This is a genomic window from Micromonospora sp. NPDC003197 (assembly GCF_053590565.1).
On the sequence record NZ_JBSFTE010000008.1, the window covers coordinates 73225 to 92142 of the forward strand.

Annotated in this window: 19 protein-coding genes; 10 read left to right on the plus strand and 9 right to left on the minus strand. The window is 69.1% G+C overall.

The annotated features are described in order from the left end of the window. Positions 1 to 83: 83 nt before the first annotated feature. From ACWDV4_RS11285 to ACWDV4_RS11295, 3 genes are all read right to left on the minus strand, one after another. Entirely contained in the window at positions 84 to 902 is an 819-nt protein-coding gene (locus tag ACWDV4_RS11285) for an SDR family NAD(P)-dependent oxidoreductase (protein ID WP_449976883.1), read from the minus strand. Beyond that, the gene (locus tag ACWDV4_RS11290; protein ID WP_449976885.1) at positions 899 to 2254 is read right to left on the minus strand and encodes a flavin-containing monooxygenase; all 1356 of its coding nucleotides are present in this window, start codon (positions 2252 to 2254) and stop codon (positions 899 to 901) included. The genes ACWDV4_RS11285 and ACWDV4_RS11290 overlap by 4 nt, the downstream gene beginning before the upstream one ends. Before the next feature lie 74 nt (positions 2255 to 2328). Beyond that, positions 2329 to 2970 (minus strand): TetR/AcrR family transcriptional regulator, encoded by a 642-nt coding sequence (locus ACWDV4_RS11295; protein WP_449976887.1) that lies wholly within the window; start codon positions 2968 to 2970, stop codon positions 2329 to 2331. A gap of 100 nt (positions 2971 to 3070) precedes the next feature. Here ACWDV4_RS11295 and ACWDV4_RS11300 point away from each other — a divergent pair, with 100 nt between their 5' ends. Further along, the gene (locus ACWDV4_RS11300; protein WP_449976889.1) at positions 3071 to 4402 is read left to right on the plus strand and encodes an MFS transporter; all 1332 of its coding nucleotides are present in this window, start codon (positions 3071 to 3073) and stop codon (positions 4400 to 4402) included. A 29-nt stretch (positions 4403 to 4431) separates the two neighbouring features. Here ACWDV4_RS11300 and ligD read toward each other — a convergent pair whose 3' ends face one another. Beyond that, the gene (gene ligD / locus ACWDV4_RS11305; protein WP_449976891.1) at positions 4432 to 5460 is read right to left on the minus strand and encodes a non-homologous end-joining DNA ligase; all 1029 of its coding nucleotides are present in this window, start codon (positions 5458 to 5460) and stop codon (positions 4432 to 4434) included. Between the two features lie 112 nt (positions 5461 to 5572). On the opposite strand from ligD, the gene msrB reads away from it, so the two are divergent. The 7 genes from msrB to ACWDV4_RS11340 all read left to right on the plus strand — a co-directional run bounded on the left by msrB (position 5573) and on the right by ACWDV4_RS11340 (position 11965). Further along, on the plus strand, positions 5573 to 5986 hold the full coding sequence (gene msrB / locus ACWDV4_RS11310; protein WP_449976893.1) for a peptide-methionine (R)-S-oxide reductase MsrB: 414 nt from the start codon (positions 5573 to 5575) through the stop codon (positions 5984 to 5986). Between the two features lie 135 nt (positions 5987 to 6121). Then, a complete protein-coding gene (locus ACWDV4_RS11315) occupies positions 6122 to 6382 on the plus strand; it encodes a Prokaryotic metallothionein (RefSeq protein WP_449976895.1) in 261 nt (86 codons plus the stop codon). A gap of 97 nt (positions 6383 to 6479) precedes the next feature. Next, positions 6480 to 6965, plus strand: a complete 486-nt coding sequence (locus ACWDV4_RS11320; RefSeq protein WP_449976898.1) for a GNAT family N-acetyltransferase — start codon at positions 6480 to 6482, stop codon at positions 6963 to 6965. Further along, a complete protein-coding gene (locus tag ACWDV4_RS11325; protein WP_449976900.1) occupies positions 6962 to 7411 on the plus strand; it encodes a helix-turn-helix transcriptional regulator in 450 nt (149 codons plus the stop codon). The genes ACWDV4_RS11320 and ACWDV4_RS11325 overlap by 4 nt, the downstream gene beginning before the upstream one ends. A 5-nt stretch (positions 7412 to 7416) precedes the next feature. Then, entirely contained in the window at positions 7417 to 7827 is a 411-nt protein-coding gene (locus tag ACWDV4_RS11330; protein WP_449976903.1) for a VOC family protein, read from the plus strand. A gap of 204 nt (positions 7828 to 8031) precedes the next feature. Continuing rightward, entirely contained in the window at positions 8032 to 10428 is a 2397-nt protein-coding gene (locus ACWDV4_RS11335) for an ATP-binding cassette domain-containing protein (RefSeq protein WP_449976905.1), read from the plus strand. A gap of 52 nt (positions 10429 to 10480) precedes the next feature. After that, positions 10481 to 11965: a glycerophosphodiester phosphodiesterase gene (locus ACWDV4_RS11340; RefSeq protein WP_449976908.1), complete on the plus strand. Its 1485-nt coding sequence runs from the start codon at positions 10481 to 10483 to the stop codon at positions 11963 to 11965. Between the two features lie 105 nt (positions 11966 to 12070). Here ACWDV4_RS11340 and ACWDV4_RS11345 read toward each other — a convergent pair whose 3' ends face one another. Beyond that, positions 12071 to 12307: a DUF397 domain-containing protein gene (locus ACWDV4_RS11345; protein ID WP_449976911.1), complete on the minus strand. Its 237-nt coding sequence runs from the start codon at positions 12305 to 12307 to the stop codon at positions 12071 to 12073. After that, positions 12304 to 13179 carry a helix-turn-helix domain-containing protein gene (locus ACWDV4_RS11350; RefSeq protein ID WP_449976913.1) on the minus strand — a complete coding sequence of 292 codons (876 nt, stop codon included), beginning with the start codon at positions 13177 to 13179 and terminating at the stop codon, positions 12304 to 12306. The genes ACWDV4_RS11345 and ACWDV4_RS11350 overlap by 4 nt, the downstream gene beginning before the upstream one ends. A gap of 267 nt (positions 13180 to 13446) precedes the next feature. Here ACWDV4_RS11350 and ACWDV4_RS11355 point away from each other — a divergent pair, with 267 nt between their 5' ends. Both ACWDV4_RS11355 and ACWDV4_RS11360 read left to right on the plus strand, forming a co-directional pair. Then, on the plus strand, positions 13447 to 14301 hold the full coding sequence (locus ACWDV4_RS11355; protein ID WP_449976914.1) for a MerR family transcriptional regulator: 855 nt from the start codon (positions 13447 to 13449) through the stop codon (positions 14299 to 14301). 285 nt (positions 14302 to 14586) lie between these two features. Then, a complete protein-coding gene (locus ACWDV4_RS11360) occupies positions 14587 to 15483 on the plus strand; it encodes a TrmH family RNA methyltransferase (RefSeq protein WP_449976917.1) in 897 nt (298 codons plus the stop codon). A gap of 27 nt (positions 15484 to 15510) precedes the next feature. On the opposite strand, the gene hemQ is transcribed toward ACWDV4_RS11360, so the two are convergent. The 3 genes from hemQ to hemE all read right to left on the minus strand — a co-directional run bounded on the left by hemQ (position 15511) and on the right by hemE (position 18908). Beyond that, the gene (gene hemQ / locus ACWDV4_RS11365) at positions 15511 to 16215 is read right to left on the minus strand and encodes a hydrogen peroxide-dependent heme synthase (RefSeq protein WP_449976920.1); all 705 of its coding nucleotides are present in this window, start codon (positions 16213 to 16215) and stop codon (positions 15511 to 15513) included. An 8-nt stretch (positions 16216 to 16223) separates the two neighbouring features. Next, entirely contained in the window at positions 16224 to 17690 is a 1467-nt protein-coding gene (hemG, locus tag ACWDV4_RS11370; protein WP_449976922.1) for a protoporphyrinogen oxidase, read from the minus strand. A 141-nt stretch (positions 17691 to 17831) separates the two neighbouring features. Continuing rightward, positions 17832 to 18908 (minus strand): uroporphyrinogen decarboxylase, encoded by a 1077-nt coding sequence (gene hemE / locus ACWDV4_RS11375; protein ID WP_449977204.1) that lies wholly within the window; start codon positions 18906 to 18908, stop codon positions 17832 to 17834. Positions 18909 to 18918: the final 10 nt, after the last annotated feature.

Consider the following 18918-nt stretch of genomic DNA (forward strand, 5'->3'; position numbering starts at 1 on the left):
GAGCCGACGCCGAAGAGACTCGGCATCCGGCGAGGAAGGTTGGACGCGTTACTTGATCGTTACCTACGCAAGATCTGCGCGGCTTACCTGCGGCCGGCGCGGCGACGCATCCCCTCGGCCAGCGGAGCCTGGTCCAGGTCGCCGGCGGCGATGCGCCTCGCAACGGTGCGACTCACCACGGCCGCCGCCACCGACGGCAGATGCCGGGCCAGGAACAACTCGACGCGGCCACGGGGGGTGGTGGCCACGTCCCGGGGTGCCTTGCGGGCGGTCGCCGCACGCAAAATTGCGTCGACCACACCGTCGACCGGCTCATACCGGGAGACGCCCCGCAGGGACAGGCCGGCAGCGGCCGTGGCGTCGTGGATCGGTGACGCGACCATGCTCGGGTAGACCACGCTGACCCCGATGTGGGTGCCGACCTCCATACGTAACGCATCGGCGTACGCGACCAGGGCGCGCTTGCTGGCGCCGTAACTGGCGGCCAGCGGCAGCGGCAGCAGAGCCATCCGGCTGGAGACGAAGACGACCCGGCCGCGACTGCGTTCCAACGCTGGTACGGCAGCGGCGGTGGTGTGCCACGCCGCCATCAGGTTCACCTCGAACTGCTGGCGGACCGCGTCGTCGGGGGGCAGTTCGGCCGGGGCGGGTCCACCGACACCGGCGTTGTTGATCAGCAGGTCGAGACCGCCCAGAAGGTCGACCGCCTGCCCCACTGCGCCGGGCACGGCGGCACCATCGGTGAGGTCGCAGGCGATCACCGGAGTCGTCCCCTCCCCGTCGGCGCGCAGATCGATGCCGACAACAGCGGCACCGGCTCCTTCCAGCCGTGCGCAGAGCAGCCGGCCGAAGGTGCCGCCCGCTCCGGTGACGATGACCCGCCTACCCGCAAGGGTGCTCATCCGGCCGCCTCCTCCTGAACATTGACCGCGCCCGGCCAGCGCATGCCCTGACCATGGCGAACCCGGGCCGCGCCGTCGGTCAGTTCCTCGGCCGCGAGCGCGAGGTAGGCGTCGAAGTCGATACGCATGGCGGGGCGACGGTCGCCCCAGCGCTCCTGGGCGGCCCGCAGTTCGGCGGCGATGTCGGCAGCCTGCACGGCGGCGTCGGGCAAGGCGTACCGCCCGGCCAGGTAGGCGGCGACGAGCCGGGCCTGCGCCTCGACCACGGGCAGCGCAGCACCGGTGGACTGCATCAGCCCGACGAACATCAGTCCGGGTTCCTGTTGGTGGAACACGTGCCGGAACAGCGGCAACCGGTCGGCACCGGCACCGAGCAGCCCTGGGTCGAGGAACGGCAGGTCGATGTCGTACCCGGTGCACCAGACGACCAGGTCGATCTCGTCGGTACGACCGTCGGCGAAGTGGACGCGCTCGCCGTCGAAACGGGCGATGGCCGGGCGTACGCCGATCTCGCCGTGGCTGATCCGGGACAGCAACGAGTCCGACAGGGTCGGGTGGTCCTGCAGGAAGCCGTGCCGGGGCGCGGGGAGACCGTAGCGCTGCGGCGGACCGACCACCACGCGCAGCATGGTCTGGCTGATCCGCTGGCGTATTCGCCACGGCAGGCGCCTGGCCAGCGCGCCGTTGAGGGTGTCCGACGGCCTGCCGAGCAGATGTTTGGGCACGATCCACACGCCGCGACGCAGGGACAGCAGGGTGCCCGCCGCCACGTGTGAGGCGTCGACGGCGATATCCATGGCGGAGTTGCCGCCGCCGACGACCAGTACCCGCCGCCCGGCGAGTTGTGCGGGGTCACGGTAGTCGTGGCTGTGCAACTGGGTGGCGCTCAGCTCACCGGGGTAGGGCGGCGAGGGCAGCCTTGGTCGGCTGTTGTGGCCGTTGGCGACGACGACCGCCTCGACCTGCGTGGTGGTTACCGTGTCGGGGCCCGCTGCGGTGACCCGCCAGCCCGCGCCGTCGCGGGCGACCTCGGTCACGGTGTGTCCCAGCCGTACCGCATCCAACAGGTGGAAACGCTGGGCATAGTCGCGCAGGTAGCCGGCGACGCGGGTGTGGTCGGGGTAGTCCGGCCAGTCGGCGGGCATGGGCAGGTCGGCGAACTCGGTACGGCTCCGCGAGGTGTTCAGGTGCAGGGTGCGGTACGCCGACGAGTGCGGGGCGCCGTACACCCACAGTCCACCGACCTGCGGCGCGGCGTCGAAGCCGATGGCCGGGACCCCCTGGTCGGCCAGTGCCTTGAGGGTGGCCAGCCCGGACGGTCCCGCCCCGATCACCGCAACCCGTGGCCGCATACCCCGCCCCCTAATTTAATCCAACGCCTGATGGATAGTGCGCCCGAGGCGATCTCACGTCAAGCCGCCGACAGTCAGCGAACGGGGTACATCCGGTCGAGCCAGCGATGGGCGAAGGCGCGGAACTCGCGACGGCGCCGGGCACTGTCCGCGCCAGCGAGCAGCCCCACGACGTGGGCGTGCACGGACCAGACCAGACTGCGTACGGCGAGGTGCGGCTGGGGTTCGTTGAGGAAGCCGGCGGCGTCGGCCTCGGTCAGCATCTGCTCGACGGCCCGGTAGAGCGGCGCGGAGTAGCGCTCGTCGAGTTCGGTGTGCCGGTCTGGCTCCTGCCAGCGACGGAGCCACAGGCCGGTGGTCTCGGGGTGGTCCTCCAGGAAGTCGACGAAGACGTCCACCACCTCGTGCAGCGCGGCCAGGACGGCTTCCGGCCCGGCCGCCAACGCACCCCGGGCGGCGGCCACGGTCGCGGCCAGTGCCTCGCTCTCGGCGGTGAACACCCGCTCGAAGCAGCGCTCGTACAGTGCCGCCTTCGTCCCCACGTGGTGATGCACGGTCGCGACGTCCACCCCGCAGGCGGCCGCGATCTCCCGCATGCCGACCGCGTCGAACCCGCGTCGAGCGAACAGGACCGACGCGGTTTCGACGATCAACTCTGCGGTCGCCCGCCGCTCGGCGCGCGGTGGGCGGCCGGGCCCTCTCCGGGGTGTGGTCATGGGCTCCATCGTGCCCTAATATCCAGCGCACGTTGGATAAGGACCCCGCTCGGCATCCAGCGCGCGTTGGAGACAAGGACCCGCTTGGCGAGGAGACGGCATGGTCGACACGGCACGACTACCCCGCCGCGGCATGCTGGCCTTCGCCAGCGGATCGCTGGGCATGGGCACCTGGGTCACTGTGCCAGGCCTGCTGCTTCTCTACTTCCTCACCGACGTGCTGGCCGTGACACCGCTGGTCGCCGGGCTGGTCCTGCTGGCCCCCAAGATCGCCGACGTACTACTGCACCCGTGGATCGGCCATGTGTCGGATGTAGACCTGGCCCGCCGGGGCCACCGCCGGTTGCTGTTGACGATAGGTTGCGCACTGCCGCTGGCCTTCGCCGCGCTGTTCGCGGTGCCCGGCGGGCTCACCGGCACCCCGGCCGCCGCCTGGGTCACGGTGGCGTTCATCGCCGGTAATCTGCTGTTCGCGGCCTACCAGGTGCCCTACCTGTCCACCCCCGCCGATCTCGCCATCGGCTACCACGAGCGCACCCGGCTGATGGGCTTCCGGATGGTGGTGCTCACCATCGGCATCCTGCTCAGCGGCGTGCTCGCACCGATCCTGACGGGCCGGGAGAACCCGACCCGCGACGGGTACGCGTGGATGGGCCTGATCCTCGGCGCGACGATGCTGGTCGCCATGCTGATCGGCGTCGCCGGTACCCGGCGACTGAACGCAGCCGCCCCCACCCCGGTCACCGCCGCCGCACCCGGCAAGGCCGGTCTGCGTACCCTGCTCGTCGCGTTGCGCGACCGACAGTTCCGTTGGCTGGTCGGCTCCTACCTGGCCATGTCCACCACCACCCACCTGGTGCTGGCCGCGGTGCCCTACTACGCCCAGTACGAACTCGGCCGCCCCGGTCTGACCACGGTGCTGGTCGCCGCGTTCGTCGCACCGGCGCTGGTCGCCACCCCGGTATGGGTCGTCGTGGCCCGACGCATCGGTAAGCAACCCGGTCTGCTCGTCGCGCAGGGTGCCTTCGTGCTCGGCTCGCTCGTGCTGGCCTTCGGCAACACGGTCGGCCTGCCCGTGCTCATCGGCGCGGTCGCGGTGCTTGGCATCGCGTTCGCCGCCATGCAGTTGCTGCCCTTCTCGATGGTCCCGGACGTCATCCAGGCCGGCGGTACCGACGGCACCACCCGCGCCGGGACGTACACCGGTGTGTGGACTGCGGCCGAGGCCATCGGCGGGGCGCTCGGCCCCTACGTCTACTCCGCCTGCCTGGCCATCGGCGGGTTCATCGCCAGCACTGCCGGCACCCAGGTGGTACAGCCCGAGTCGGCGCACACGATGATCCGGCTCGGGTTCGGGCTGGCCCCCGCAGCGCTGATGGTCGCGGCGATGCTGCTGCAACGCCGGTACACGCTGGACCGCACGCTGCGCTGAGCATTCCGTTCCGGCCGGGACTCGAATCGTTACGACCTGCGGTCACGGTCCTTCGACGGCTGGACCCGCTTCGGTTCGCCGGGCATCTTCGGGTGGTCCGGCGGGTAGGGCAGGTCGCCCGAACCGGCGCGGTCGTCGCGCTCGGCCCACTCCAGCAACGGCGTGATGTCCCACGGGGTGTCGTCGATGCCGGCATGCGGGTCGCCGAGCTTCGCCAGCCGCTGCGGGACCGTGACCAGGTCGAAGTCGTCCGGCTCCACCTCCGTCAGCTCGTCCCAGGTGACCGGGGTGGAGACGGTGGCGCGGGCGTTGGCCCGCAGCGAATAGGCGCAGGCGATCGTGCGGTCCCGGGCCATCTGGTTGTAGTCCAGAAACACCCGCTCGCCGCGCTCCTCCTTCCACCAGGCGGTGGTCACCAACTCCGGCCGGCGCCGCTCCACCTCCCGGGCGAATGCGATCACCGCCCGACGCACCTCGGTGAACGTCCACCGGGGGTGGATACGCACGTAGATGTGCACCCCACGACCACCGGAGGTCTTCGGATAGCCGGTCGCCCCCAGCTCGGCGAGGATCTGACGCACCTCACCGGCCGCCGTCACCGCGTCGGCGAAGTCGGTGCCGGGTTGTGGGTCCAGGTCGATGCGCAACTCGTCGGGGTGGTCGACCGCAGCGGCCCGCACCGGCCAGGGATGGAACACGATGGTGCTCATCTGCACCGCCCAGGCCACATGCGCCAGATCTACCGGGCACAGTTCGTCGGCGGTACGACCACTCGGGAACCTGATCTCCGCAGTGCGTAGCCACGGCGGGACGCCCCGAGCCGGCACCCGCTTCTGGAAGAACATCTCCCCGCCGAGCCCGTCCGGGAAGCGTTGCAGCATGGTGGGGCGGTCCCGCAGGGCGCGCAGGATGCCATCGCCCACCACCAGGTAGTAGTCGAAGACATCCTGTTTGGTGAAGCCGCGCTCCGGAAACACGACCCGATCCGGGCTGCTCAGTCGTACGGTGTGCCCGGCCACCTCGACCTCGACGGCCCGCGCCTTCGTGCTACCACCCATTTCGCGACCATAGGGCACCGGTAGGACAGAAACCAGGTAACGCCCGGCAGCGCCGGACAGCAACTGCCCCACCTCGCCAGCCGATGATCACCGATCGTCGTACCGTTGGGGCATGGCTGTTGACCGCAACGATCTGCCCACTTCCGAGGACGAATGGCGGGTACGGCTCTCCCCGGAGGAGTTCCGGGTGCTGCGCCAAGCCGGCACCGAGCGCCCGTGGACCGGCGAGTACGTCGAGACGAAGACCCCGGGCGTCTACCACTGCCGGGCGTGTGGTGCCGAGCTCTTCTCCAGTGACACGAAGTTCGACTCGCACTGTGGCTGGCCGAGTTTCGACCAGGCGCTGCCGGGCGCGATCCGGTACGTCGAGGACCGCTCACTCGGCATGGTCCGTACGGAGGTCCGGTGCGCCAACTGCGACTCGCATCTCGGTCACCGGTTCGAGGGTGAGGGTTTCACCCCGGCGAACATGCGGTACTGCATCAACTCCGTCTCCCTCCGTCTCGACCCAAACGAACGCGGCTGAGCTGATCTCGCCGGTCACCCGTGGCATGACGGTTCTGCCGGTCACCCGCGATGGGCGGATTTCGCCGTTCTGGCCCCGGATGCCGTCCCCGTCCCGCACCCTCGACACAGGTTGCGGTGAATCGGGGGGTTTGTCATGGCTACCTGCGAGGTCTGCGGTAACGACTACTGGATGTCGTTCGAGGTACACACCGTCAGCGGCGACGTGCACGTCTTCGACTCGTTCGAGTGCGCCGCCCATCGGTTGGCGCCAATCTGCGAACACTGCCAGTGCCGCATCCTCGGGCACGGCGTCGAGGTCTCCGGCCGGTTCTTCTGCTGCGCGCACTGCGCCCGCAACGTAGAAACCGTCGAGGGCGCCAAGCTCCGCGACGCGGTCGGCGCCCACCCGGTGTGATGTTAGGAAGGGCCCCTTGTTATCGCTTTCTGTATAGGAAGGGCCCCTTCCTAACACCCCGGAGCGGGGGTGGCCCACCACCGCCTACCATCGCGGAATGCCGTCCCAGCCCGCCCAGTTCCACGCGGCGCACTTCGCCGACCTGGACGCCCGTACCTTCCACGATCTGATTCGGCTCCGGATCGACGTGTTCGTGGTCGAGCAGGAGTGCCCGTATCCCGAACTCGACGGACGGGACGTCGAACCGGGCACCCAGCATCTCTGGCTGACCTGGGACCGGGACAGCACCCCGGTGGCCTACCTACGCCTGCTCACCGACCCCGGGGGCGTACGACGGATCGGCCGGGTCGCGGTGGCGAAGGTGGCCCGGGGTCACGGGTACGCCGACCGGCTGATGATCGAGGCGCTCGCCCTGGTCGGGGCCCAGCCGTGCGTGCTGGAAGCGCAGTCGTACCTGGTCGCCTTCTATCAGCGGCACGGGTTCACCGTGACCGGCCCGGAGTACGTCGAGGACGGCATCCCGCATCTGCCCATGCGACGTGCCCCACATTCCGGCCCTGTTGAGGCACAATCTCGCAGGTGAGCAGCGGTTCCATCTCGGCGCAGCGGCTGGGCGACCTCGTCCGGCTGCGCCGCGTCCGCGACCGGATCGACCGGGAGTACGCACAGCCGCTGGACGTCGAGGCGCTCGCTCGTGGGGAGCACATGTCGGCCGGGCACCTCAGTCGTCAGTTCCGGCTCGCCTACGGCGAGTCGCCGTACTCCTATCTGATGACCCGGCGCATCGAGCGCGCGATGGCGCTGCTGCGGCGGGGTGATCTCAACGTCACCGAGGTCTGTTTCGCGGTCGGCTGTTCGTCACTGGGCACCTTCAGTAGTCGCTTCACCGAACTGGTCGGGGTACCGCCCAGCGTCTACCGGCGTCAGGTGACGCACGCGACGGCGGGGCTGCCGGCCTGTGTGACGAAACAGGTGACCAGACCGGTCAGGAATCGAGAAGCACCGGCCGGCGGGCCGCAACTAGCGTGACTGCCATGAACATCACCATTCACTCGAGCTTCCTCCCGCATACCGACCCGGACGCCTCCCTGGTCTTCTACCGCGACACGCTCGGCTTCGAGGTCCGCAACGACGTCGGATACGAGGGAATGCGCTGGATCACGGTCGGCCCGGCCGGCCAGCCCGACACGTCCATCGTCCTGCACCCGCCAACCGCCACCCCCGGTCTCACCGACGACGAGCGCCGCACCATCCTGGAACTGATGGCCAAGGGCAGCTTCTTCGGCGTCAACCTGGCCACCAAGGACCTCGACGACACCTTCGCACGGTTGCAGGCCAGCGACGCCGAGGTCGTCCAGGAACCGACGGAGCAGCCGTACGGCGTCCGCGACTGTGCCTTCCGCGATCCCGCCGGCAACATGATCCGCATCCAGGAGTCGCGCTGAGCCGTCCGGCACCACAGTCGGGCGTGGGGCGGTGAACGCGAAACGCGACGCCGCCGAAAACGACAAACCCAACAACGGCAGACCCGACAACAGCAAACCAGGTGTACGGCGGGAAGCTGGTTAGATCGAGCCAGGCGGCTTGGCTCAAGCTGGGCAACGCAGGCGGTGACCGCGAAGGCGGCCCGCGTAACGGGGGGAGACACGATGAACAGGGCCACGAGGACGGATAGTCAGCCGCCCGCGCTGCCTGTTGCCGACAGTCACGATCTGATCCGCGTCCAGGGCGCACGCGAGAACAACCTCAAGAATGTCAGCGTCGAGATCCCGAAGCGGCGGCTGACGGTCTTCACCGGTGTCTCCGGCTCGGGCAAGAGTTCGCTGGTGTTCGGCACGATCGCCGCCGAGTCACAGCGGATGATCAACGAGACCTACAGTGCCTTCGTACAGGGTTTCATGCCGACGCTGGCCCGGCCGGAGGTCGATCTGCTGGCAGGGCTCACCACGGCGATCATCGTTGACCAGGAGCGCCTGGGTGCCAATCCTCGCTCCACCGTCGGCACCGTGACCGATGCCAACGCGATGCTGCGCATCCTCTTCAGCCGGCTCGGCCAGCCGCACGTCGGTTCAGCCCAGGCCTTCTCGTTCAACGTCCCCTCGGTGAGCGGCAGCGGTGCGATCACCGTCGAGCGCGGCGGTAAGACGAAGGCCGAGAAGGCGACCTTCAATCAGATCGGCGGCATGTGCCCGCGCTGCGAGGGCATGGGCAAGGTGACCGACTTCGACCTGTCCGCCTTGTACGACGACAGCAAGTCGCTCAACGAGGGTGCGCTGACGATCCCCGGTTACAGCGTGGACGGCTGGTACGGCCGTATCTTCAGCGGCTGCGGGTTCTTCGACCCGGACAAGCCAATCGGCAAGTTCAACAAGCGCGAGCTGCACGACCTGCTGTACAAGGAGCCGACGAAGATCAAGGTCGACGGGATCAACCTGACCTACGAGGGGCTGATCCCGAAAATCCAGAAGTCGATGCTGGTCAAGGACCGGGAGGCGATGCAGCCACACATCCGGGCTTTCGTGGACCGGGCGGTCACCTTCACCACCTGCCCCGATTGCGGCGGTACCCGACTCAGCGAGGCCGCCCGCTCGTCGAAGATCAATGGAATCAACATCGCCGACGCGTGTGCGATGCAGATCAGTGACCTCGCCAAGTGGGTTCGGGGCCTCGACGAGCCGTCGGTGGCACCACTGCTCACCACGCTGCAGCACACCCTCGACTCGTTCGTGGAGATCGGGCTGGGCTACCTCTCGCTCGACCGGCCATCGGGGACGCTGTCGGGCGGCGAGGCGCAGCGTACGAAACTGATCCGGCACCTCGGCTCCGCACTCACCGACGTCACCTACGTCTTCGACGAGCCCACCATCGGTCTGCACCCCCACGACATCCAGCGGATGAACGACCTGCTGCTGCGGCTGCGGGACAAGGGCAACACGGTGCTCGTGGTGGAGCACAAGCCGGAGACGATCGCGATCGCCGACCACGTCGTCGACCTCGGCCCCGGTGCCGGTACGGCGGGTGGCTCCGTCTGCTTCGAAGGCCCCGTCGAGAAACTGCGGGCCAGCGGCACCCTCACCGGCCGCCACCTCGATGACCGGGCCACCGTCAAGGAGACCGTACGCACCCCCACCGGCAAGTTGGCGATCCGTGGCGCGAACACCCACAACCTCCAGGACGTCGACGTCGACATTCCGCTCGGGGTGCTCACCGTCATCACCGGCGTCGCCGGCTCCGGCAAGAGTTCACTCGTACACGGGTCGATTCCCGCCGATGCCGATGTGGTGTCGATCGACCAGGGCGCGATCCGCGGCTCACGGCGGAGCAACCCGGCGACGTACACCGGACTGCTCGAGCCGATCCGCAAGGCGTTCGCGAAGGCCAACGGCGTGAAGCCGGCCCTGTTCAGCGCCAACTCCGAGGGTGCCTGCCCCACCTGCAACGGTGCTGGTGTCATCTACACCGACCTGGCGATGATGGCCGGCGTCGCCACCACCTGTGAGGAGTGTGAGGGAAAGCGGTTCCAGGCGTCGGTGCTGGAATACCACCTCGGCGGTCGCAACATCAGCGAGGTGCTCGGGATGTCGGTGGCCGAGGCCAAGGAGTTCTTCGGCACCGGGGAGGCTCGGGTGCCGGCGGCGCACGCCATCCTCGACCGGCTCGCCGACGTCGGGCTCGGCTACCTCAGCCTCGGTCAGCCGCTCACCACCCTCTCCGGCGGCGAGCGGCAGCGGCTCAAGTTGGCCACGCACATGGCCGAGAAGGGCGGCGTCTACGTCCTCGACGAGCCGACCACCGGCCTGCACCTCGCCGATGTGGAACAACTGCTCGGCCTGCTCGACCGGCTCGTCGACTCGGGCAAGTCGGTGATCGTCATCGAGCACCACCAGGCGGTCATGGCGCACGCCGACTGGATCATCGACCTCGGCCCCGGTGCAGGTCACGACGGCGGTCGGATCGTCTTCGAAGGCACTCCCGCCGACCTGGTCGCCGCCCGATCCACCCTCACCGGCGAGCACCTCGCGGCCTACGTCGGCACCGGCGACTGAGCCGAAAGAAACATAGTCTTATCTTCGTGAATATCGCCTAGCATGCCAATTCATGAAGAACTTCTACGTTTTGGCAACTGGTCGGGGTACGGCTCCGAGTACGCGTTCGCGGCCTCGGAGCCGATCGCTCCGAGCGTCCCTCGCCCTCACGGTGCTCGCCGCCTCGGCCGCCACCGTCACCGCCTCCGTCGCCGCCCCCGCTCCGGCGTCCGCCGAGCCGGGCAAGGTGCACGTCTCGGAGAACTTCGATTCGGGCAGCATCCCGACGGGTTGGCGGATCATCGACGGCACCTGGAAGGTCCAGAACGGTCGCCTGGTCGGCACCTCCCCTGCCTCCGGCGACAACTTCAAAATCACCTTCGGCACGTACCTGGAGCACTTCCGCGTCGACGCCACCGTCCGCTTCGAGTCGGTCGTCTCCAGCACCCGGTGGACCTCGGTCGGCATGGACGTACCGGCCAACGGAAGCACCCCGTGGTGGATCGCCACCATGCGCAGCGGCACCACCGCCGCCAACGGCCTCGAATTCGGTGAGCGCACCACCGCCAACGCCTGGAACGTAACCAACACCGGTGCCGCACCGAGCGCTGCGGGCACCGGCCGGGACGTACAGGTCAGCATCGAGGTACACGGCAGCCAGGCCCGCTGGATCTACAACGGTCGGGAGGCACTGCGCACCAGCAGCCTGCGCCGCTCCGGCAGCGGCGGACAGGCGTTCTTCGTCAACGGTGCCACCGTCTCGTTCGACAACGTACGGGTCACCGAACTCGCACCGAACAGCTTCATCCGTACGCCGGACAGCCCGTTGACGGTGATCGCCCACCGTGGCGCGTCCTCGGCCGCCCCGGAGAACACCCTGATCGCGCAGGACGTCGCCCGGCGGGGCGGTGCCAACTGGATCGAGACGGACGTGCAGCCCAGCAAGGACGGCGTCCCGTTCATCCTGCACGACAGCACTGTGGACCGGACCACCAACGGCACGGGCGCGATTCGTACGCTGACCAGCACCCAGCTCAAGGCGCTGGACGCGGGCAGCTGGTTCGCGCCGTACTACGCCGGAGTACGGCTGCCCACCCTGGCCGAACAGTTAGCTGACCTGCGCGACCGGGGCGGCAACATGTTCCTGGAGATCAAGAGTGGGCACACCAAGGCCGAGGTGTCGCAGATCGTCTCGGTGATCCGCCAGCAGAGCATGACCGAGCGGGTGCTGGTGCAGAGCTTCGACGTTGACGCCCTGCGCTACGCCCGTGAACTGGCCCCGGAGCTGCCGCTCGGGTTGATCCGCAGCACCCTCGACGCCGACCCGGTGGCCACCGCCACGGAACTCGGCCTCGCCGCGTACAACCCGTCGAACGCCGCGCTGCTCACCAAGCCGGCAATCATCGCCGACCTGCACCGGGCCGGCGTCGCGATGATGGTCTGGACGGTCGACACGGCCGGCTCCTGGCAGCAGCTCGAACAGCTCGGTGTCGACGGGATCGTCACCAACCGTCCGGCCGAGCTGGCCGGCTGGAACGCGGCCTTCCTCCAGGGCTAGCAACCCACCCGTCGTCCTGGTCGGGTGCGCTCCGGATATCCGGCCACGCACCCGACCGGGCATCCGGCCACGCACCCGACCAGAACGACGAACAACTGTGGTAGGTCAGGCGAGCGCGGTGGCCCGGACACCCGCCACGAACCGGGCCCAGTGGGTCGGGGCGAAGGCGAGCGCCGGACCCGCCGGGTCCTTGCTGTCCCGTACGGCGACCAGGCCGGGCAGGTTTTCCGCCACCTCTACGCAGCTACCGTCGGCCCCGCTGCGGCTGCTCTTGCGCCAGACTGCGCCGGTCAGCTCGGTCGGCGTGGTCATCTTGCCCTTGGTCGTCATGCCTTTGGTCATCGTGCCTCCCCTGAGAACGATGCGATCAGTTGACGGGATTCTTTCTCGTCCAACGCGACCGCCGCTATCCCCGACCAGATGGCCTCGTAGCACTCCAGCTCCTGGGGACGGTCCAGATAGAGCGCACCGGTCGGCCCCTCCTGATAGACGACGCTCGGCTCCCGCTCGTGCATCCTCGGCTCGGGAAAGTCCAGCAGGGCGAAGGTGCCGGCGACCGAGGCGGCGTGCGGACCAGCCCAGAGCGGCAACACCCGGATGCTGATGTTCTCCTGCTCGCTGAGGCGGAGCAGGTGCCGCAACTGCTCCACCATCGCCACGTGGTCGGCGAGCGGCCGACGCAGCACCGCCTCGCTGAGGACGAACTCAAGGCTCGGCGCGGTCAGCCCCCGCCGGCGCAGCAACCGCTGCCGCCGCTGGCGCAACCGCATCCGGCGCTCCCGTTTCTCGTCGGTCAGCTCCGGTCGGCCGATCCGGATCACCTCGGCCATGTAGGCCGGTGTCTGGAGCAGCCCGTGCACCAGCTCACCGTCGTAGAAACGGATTCGGGCCGCCTCGGACTCCATCACCACGTACGGCTCGAACCACTCCGGCATGATGTCGTCGTACGCCTGCCACCAGCCCTTGGCCGTGCCCTGCCGGGCCAGGTCGATGAGCATGGCGGTCAGCGGCGGCGGCGCGTTGTAGAGATCGCAGAGCGTCTGTACGTCGAGCGGGCGTACCGTGCCGAGGCCCTGTTCGATCCGCCAGATCTTCTGCCGGGTGCAGTCCAGGGCGTCGCTGACCGTGTTGAGTGACAGATTGCCCTCGTCCCGCAGTCGCTGGAGATAGCGACCGAGTTGCCTTCTCGGCATGCCCGAGGCCGTCTGTTTCATGACGCGATCCTCCGTGTTACATCGCGCAACGTGGGGACGTTGCAGGATGGGGTTCACCGCCGATATCAGGCCGTCAAGCAGGCCAAAACACGGTCGGTGACCAGTTCGTCGCGCGGAATGTTAGTGGCTATCGCGCGGTTTGGGAGGGGCCAGCAACGGCGCGTTTTCGGCCTGCGTGACTCCGGCCGGGCTTGATGCTGACGAATCGGAGTTGACCCTGACGCGACGTGAGGCTCGATCCTCGGACAGGTGAGAGATCCTGGAACAGTGACCACACCGTTCCGACACCGCAACCCCGGCCCGTTCCGCCGGGCGGCCGACGCTGGCGCCGACGTACCGGCAGACCTGACCGTCGGGCAGGTCGCGGCGCTGGTCGGGGTGAGCGTACGGACGCTGCACCACTGGGACGAGATCGGCCTGGTACGCCCCAGCGGACGTACCCGCGCGGACTACCGGGTGTACTCCGGCAGCGATATCAGCCGGATCCACCGGGTGCTCGTCTACCGCGAACTGGGGCTGCATCTGGCCGAGGTCGCCCGGTTGCTCGACGACCCCGAGGTCGACGAGGTCGCACACCTGCGTCGGCAGCGCGCACTGCTCAGCGGCCGGATCTCCCACCTGCGCGAGATGGTCTCGGCAGTCGATCGCATGTTGGAGGCGAAGCAGATGGGCACACCACTTACCCCGGAGCAGCAGAGCGAGATCTTCGGAACCGACTGGCGCCCCGAATGGGCCCAGGAGGCCGAGGAACGGTGGGGCAACAGCCCCCAGTGGGCGCAGTCGCAACAACGTATGGCGGCAATGTCCCGGGAGGAACGCGAGCAGGCCCGGGCAGCCGGCGAAACGCTCAACGCCGACCTGGGCGCTGCCAAGCGCGCTGGCGTTCAGGCCGGATCGGCCGAGGCCAACGCGCTGGCCGAACGGCACCGCGCCATGATCAGCCAGTCCTACGACTGCACGCACTCGATGCAGGTGTGCCTGACCAGGATGTACGTCGAGGACCCGCGCTTCACCGCGTTCTACGAAAAGATCGAGCCGGGCCTGGCGGTCTGGCTGCGTGAGGTGATCGGGGCCAACGCCCGCAGCCACGGCGTCGACCCGGAGACGGCAACCTGGGAATAGTCCCGTACGACGCCTCTGCCCGTAGATAGGTCGTCGCAAAATCCGGCTGGCGGTCGATGCCGACACCGGCCAAGGCCGCCAGCCGGACGACGGTAGCGACCGATTCCCACGGGGGCAGCCGGATCCTCCGGTCTCGCCGGAGGCGCGATTCCGATGAGGAGGAAACCACCATGCCGGGAACTTAAGTCCTCACGTCGCGTCAAGGTCCATCGGCTTGACTCTCACGTCGCGTCATGGCGAAGCCTGGGTGCCATGACGGAGACGACGCATCCAAGGCGACCGCCGATGAGGCAGCACGCGACTCCCTCCGGCTCGGTCATCGAAAGCGCAGCAATCGACGGCACGGTCATCGACGAGGCACGCCATCGGGTAGCCCGCCGGGTCGCTGACGTCCTCCGGGCCTCCGGGGGAAACCAGCGAATCTTCCTGATCGACGACGAGGAGAACATCAAACAGGCCATCCGATGCGGGGTACGCCTCGACAGCGTCTACCGCACGATGGGTCAGGCAGCCATGGGTGGAGCACTCCTCACCGCGATCCCCGCCGGAGTCCCGTGCCAGGTGCTCACCGACGACGTGGCACGGGCGCTCTTCGGTGCCGACAAACGATCACGTGTCTTCGCCCTCGCTTACCGGCCAGCCCTGCCGGAACTGTCGGACCTGACGGACCGTCCCGGCGACATCGTGGTGCTCGACGGGGTACGACTGATGGGCAACATCGGCGCCGTGACCCGTACGGCGTGCGCGTTCGACGCGGCCGGGGTCGTACTCGTCGACAGCGGTCTCACCTCGACCGTCGACCGCAGGCTGATCCGCGCCAGTCGGGGAATGGTCTTCGCGCTGCCCGTCATCCTCGCCACCCGGCAGCAGTTGCAGAGCTACCTGCACCGGCAGGACATCCCGCTGGTGAGCCTCAGCCCCCACGCATCCGCGCCCCTCAGTACGGCGGGCCGCATCGGCCGACGCCTGGCCCTGTTGCTGGGCAGCGAGCGCCGGGGTGCCTCGGAGAGCCTGGAGAAGAGCGCGGCGCGCCGGTACCACGTGCCGACGAGCCCTGACGTCGAATCGCTCAACGTCTCCGTCGCAGCCGCGATCGCGCTCTATGAACGCCGAAACCGGACGGCGGCCGAACCGCCCGCTCCGGGTGTTAGGAAGGGCCCCTTCTTATACAAAAAGCGATAAGAAGGGGCCCTTCCTAACAAGCAAAAGCTAGGGCAGCGCGGCGACCAGCTCGGCGACCGAACGGCGGCGGCCGGTGTAGAACGGGGTCTCCTCGCGGACGTGCCGACGGGCCCGGGAGGCACGTAGGTCGCGCATCAGGTCCACGATCCGGTGCAGCTCGTCGGCCTCGAAGGCGAGCATCCACTCGTAGTCGCCGAGCGCGAACGAGGCAACCGTGTTGGCCCGTACGTCGGCGTAGCCCCGAGCCTGCCGGCCGTGCTCGGCCAGCATGTCCCGACGCTCCTCGTCCGGCAGCAGGTACCACTCGTAGGAGCGGACGAACGGGTAGACGCAGAGGTAGTCGCGGGCCTGCTCACCGGCCAGAAACGCCGGAATGTGGCTCTTGTTGAACTCGGCCGGCCGGTGCAGCGCCATCTGCGACCAGACCGGGGTCAGCGCCCGGCCCAGTGCGGTACGGCGCAGCAGGCCGTACGCCTCCTGGAGGGCGTCGCTGGAGGGCGAGTGCCACCAGATCATCAGATCCGCGTCGGCCCGCAGCCCGGACACGTCGTAGGTGCCGCGCACTACCACGTCCTTGCTGGCCAACTGCTCGAAGAGGGCGTCTACCTCGGAGGCGACACCGTCGCGCAGTGCGGGCAGCGGCTGGCTGGCCCGGAACACCGACCACATCGTGTAGCGGATGGTGTCGTTCAACTCGCGCAGCCGGGCTGCGTTGGACTGTTCCGCAGTCATGATTGATCTCATCCTTCCAGGGCTTTGATGATCTCGTCGGCCGCTGTCTCGCCGGAGCGTACGCAGATCGGGATGCCCACCCCGTCGTAGCCGGCACCGGCCAGGGTGAGCGTGGGGTGATCCGCCCGCAGGGTGGCCCGGGCGGCGGCCACCCGGTCCGGGTGGCCCGGAGTGTACTGCGGCAACGCGCCGCCCCACCGTTGCACGTGAGCGGCGACCGGCGCGGGCAGTCCCGCCCCGCCCCCCGACGACCCGGCCGAGCCCAGCGCTCGGGCAACGATCGTCGACAGTTCCGCGTGCACCTCGGCGATCAGCTCGTCGTCGGCGCGTTGCAGCAGGTGCTCCTCGCCGTACCGGCCGATCGAGGCGCGGACCAAAACCATGCCGTCCGGCCGACTCAGGTGCGCCCACTTGGTGGTGAAGAAGGTGGCCGCCTTGATCAGGGTGCCCTCGGTGGCTGGCACCAGAAAGCCGGAGAGCTCCGGCAGCGGCGTCGCCGGCAGGGCCATGGCGACCAACCCGACGCTGGCGTAGTCGAGCGCCCCGACCAGGGCTGCCACCCGAACGTCGACCCCGGCGAGCAGTCGCCCGGCCGGGCGGGCCGGCAGGGCGAGCACCACCGCGTCGACCTCGACCAGCTCCGGGTCGCGGGTCGGGCCGACCACCAGCTGCCAGCCGCCATCCGGGGTGGGGGTGAGTTCACGTACCGCCGCGTCCAGCCGGATCCGCGTGTCGACCCCGTCGCCGGTGTCCCGCGCCTCGAACGCGTCGACGGCGGCGGCGACCAGCCGACTCAGGCCACCGGCCACGGTGGCGAAGACCGGAGCGCCGGTGGGACGGGGGGCGGCGGCCTGCGCCGCCCGTACCGCCCCGGTCAGGGTGTGTTCGGTGCGCGCGGCGCGGGCCAGGCCGGGCATGGTCGCGGTCAGCGACAGGCTGTCGGCCCGCCCGGCGTACACCCCGCCCAGCATCGGGTCGACCAGCCGGTCGACCACCTCGTCGCCCAGCCGCCGCCGGACCAGCTCACCGACCGACAGGTCCTCGTCCGGGCCGAGCAACGGCCGGCCCTCGTCGAGGTCCCGGTCCGCCGCCGGCTGGGCGACCGTGGCCACCTTCGCCAGATCCCCGGGTACGCCGACCAGGGTGCCCCCGGGTACGGGCTTCAGCTCCCCGCCGATGAGCAGTCCCGCCTGCCCGGTCGTCGGGTGCACCAGCGAATCCGCCAACCCGAGTCGACGGGCCAGGGTGAGCACCGCGGAGTCCGCGCCGGTCGGGTCCCGCATCAGGAACGCCTCGGCGCCGGTTTCGACCGGTGAACCGGCCAACGAACCGGTGCGCAGCTTGCCGCCGAGCGCACCGGACTGCTCGTAGATGGTGATCTGGGTGCCGGCGGGCGCGCGGTCGCGCAGCCGAAGCGCGGCGGTCAACCCGGTGATACCGCCACCCACTACAGCGATCCTGGACGGTGTCCGCATGCTTCCCAGCCTGTCAGGTCCGATGTCCGGCTCCGCACCCGGGCACACGGTTGTGACATTCGCGGCCCGGGACCAATGGCCCTTGCCAGCGGGGCTGACCGGCGCCCGCTGATCAGCGGGGCTGACCAGCGGCGTTATGGGTCATCCTCGTGCGGAGACGCGGTGCACCAGGTCGACCACCCGGGTCAGTACCTCGGGGTCGGTCTCGGGGAGTACCCCGTGTCCGAGGTTGAACACGTGACCGGGAGCGACCTGTCCTTCGATCAGGATGCGCCGTACCTCGGCCTCGATCACCGGCCAGGGTGCGAACAGCAGGCACGGGTCCAGGTTGCCCTGCACCGCCTTGTCCGGCCCGATCCGTACGGTGGCCGCGTCCAACGGCGTACGCCAGTCGACGCCGACCACGTCCGCGCCGGCTTCTCCCATCGCCCCGAGCAGCTCGGCGGTACCGACCCCGAAGTGGATGCGGGGCACCCCGGTGTCGGCCAGTCCGGTCAGCACGGCAGTGGAGTGTGGCAGCACGTAGCGGCGGTAGTCGGCCTCGGAGAGGGTGCCGGCCCAGGAGTCGAAGAGTTGCACCGCGGAGACACCGGCCCGGATCTGCACCCGGAGGAACTCGGCGGTGACCTCGGCCAGGCGGCCGCAGAGGGCGTGCCACACCTCGGGTGCGCCGTACATCAGCGCCTTGGTCTTGGCGTGGGTACGCGAGGGGCCGCCCTCGACCAGGTAGCTCGCCAGGGTGAACGGCGCACCGGCGAAACCGATCAGCGGGGTGTCCCCGAGTTCTGCGACGAGCAGCCGGACCGCCTCGTCCACAAAGGAGACGTCGGCAAGCGTGATCGGCCGGATCCGTTCCACATCGGCGGCGGTACGTACCGGTTCGGCCACCACCGGTCCGGTTCCGGGCACGATGTCCAGGTCGATCCCGGCCGCCGCCACCGGTACGACGATGTCGCTGAACAGGATGGCCGCGTCCACGCCGTGTCGGCGTACCGGCTGCATGGTGATCTCACACACCAGATCCGGACGGCGGCACGACTCCAACATCGGGATACCGGCACGGATCTCGCGGTATTCCGGCAACGACCGGCCGGCCTGCCGCATGAACCAGACAGGTGTGTGGGGCACCGGCTCGCGCCGGCAGGCCCGCACGAACGGTGAATCGGAAGGTCCGCCCGGTGACGGTTCTTCGCCCTGCGCGACCGGGCCGGTAAACATGTTGGTCATC

Coding starts and splice junctions, on each gene's coding strand:
- ACWDV4_RS11285 (WP_449976883.1), bottom strand. CDS start 902: ATGAGCACCCTTGCGGGTAGGCGGGTCATCGTCACCGGAGCGGGCGGC.
- ACWDV4_RS11290 (WP_449976885.1), bottom strand. CDS start 2,254: ATGCGGCCACGGGTTGCGGTGATCGGGGCGGGACCGTCCGGGCTGGCC.
- ACWDV4_RS11295 (WP_449976887.1), bottom strand. CDS start 2,970: ATGACCACACCCCGGAGAGGGCCCGGCCGCCCACCGCGCGCCGAGCGG.
- ACWDV4_RS11300 (WP_449976889.1), top strand. CDS start 3,071: ATGGTCGACACGGCACGACTACCCCGCCGCGGCATGCTGGCCTTCGCC.
- ligD (WP_449976891.1), bottom strand. CDS start 5,460: ATGGGTGGTAGCACGAAGGCGCGGGCCGTCGAGGTCGAGGTGGCCGGG.
- msrB (WP_449976893.1), top strand. CDS start 5,573: ATGGCTGTTGACCGCAACGATCTGCCCACTTCCGAGGACGAATGGCGG.
- ACWDV4_RS11315 (WP_449976895.1), top strand. CDS start 6,122: ATGGCTACCTGCGAGGTCTGCGGTAACGACTACTGGATGTCGTTCGAG.
- ACWDV4_RS11320 (WP_449976898.1), top strand. CDS start 6,480: ATGCCGTCCCAGCCCGCCCAGTTCCACGCGGCGCACTTCGCCGACCTG.
- ACWDV4_RS11330 (WP_449976903.1), top strand. CDS start 7,417: ATGAACATCACCATTCACTCGAGCTTCCTCCCGCATACCGACCCGGAC.
- ACWDV4_RS11335 (WP_449976905.1), top strand. CDS start 8,032: ATGAACAGGGCCACGAGGACGGATAGTCAGCCGCCCGCGCTGCCTGTT.
- ACWDV4_RS11340 (WP_449976908.1), top strand. CDS start 10,481: ATGAAGAACTTCTACGTTTTGGCAACTGGTCGGGGTACGGCTCCGAGT.
- ACWDV4_RS11345 (WP_449976911.1), bottom strand. CDS start 12,307: ATGACCAAAGGCATGACGACCAAGGGCAAGATGACCACGCCGACCGAG.
- ACWDV4_RS11350 (WP_449976913.1), bottom strand. CDS start 13,179: ATGAAACAGACGGCCTCGGGCATGCCGAGAAGGCAACTCGGTCGCTAT.
- ACWDV4_RS11360 (WP_449976917.1), top strand. CDS start 14,587: ATGAGGCAGCACGCGACTCCCTCCGGCTCGGTCATCGAAAGCGCAGCA.
- hemQ (WP_449976920.1), bottom strand. CDS start 16,215: ATGACTGCGGAACAGTCCAACGCAGCCCGGCTGCGCGAGTTGAACGAC.
- hemG (WP_449976922.1), bottom strand. CDS start 17,690: ATGCGGACACCGTCCAGGATCGCTGTAGTGGGTGGCGGTATCACCGGG.
- hemE (WP_449977204.1), bottom strand. CDS start 18,908: ATGTTTACCGGCCCGGTCGCGCAGGGCGAAGAACCGTCACCGGGCGGA.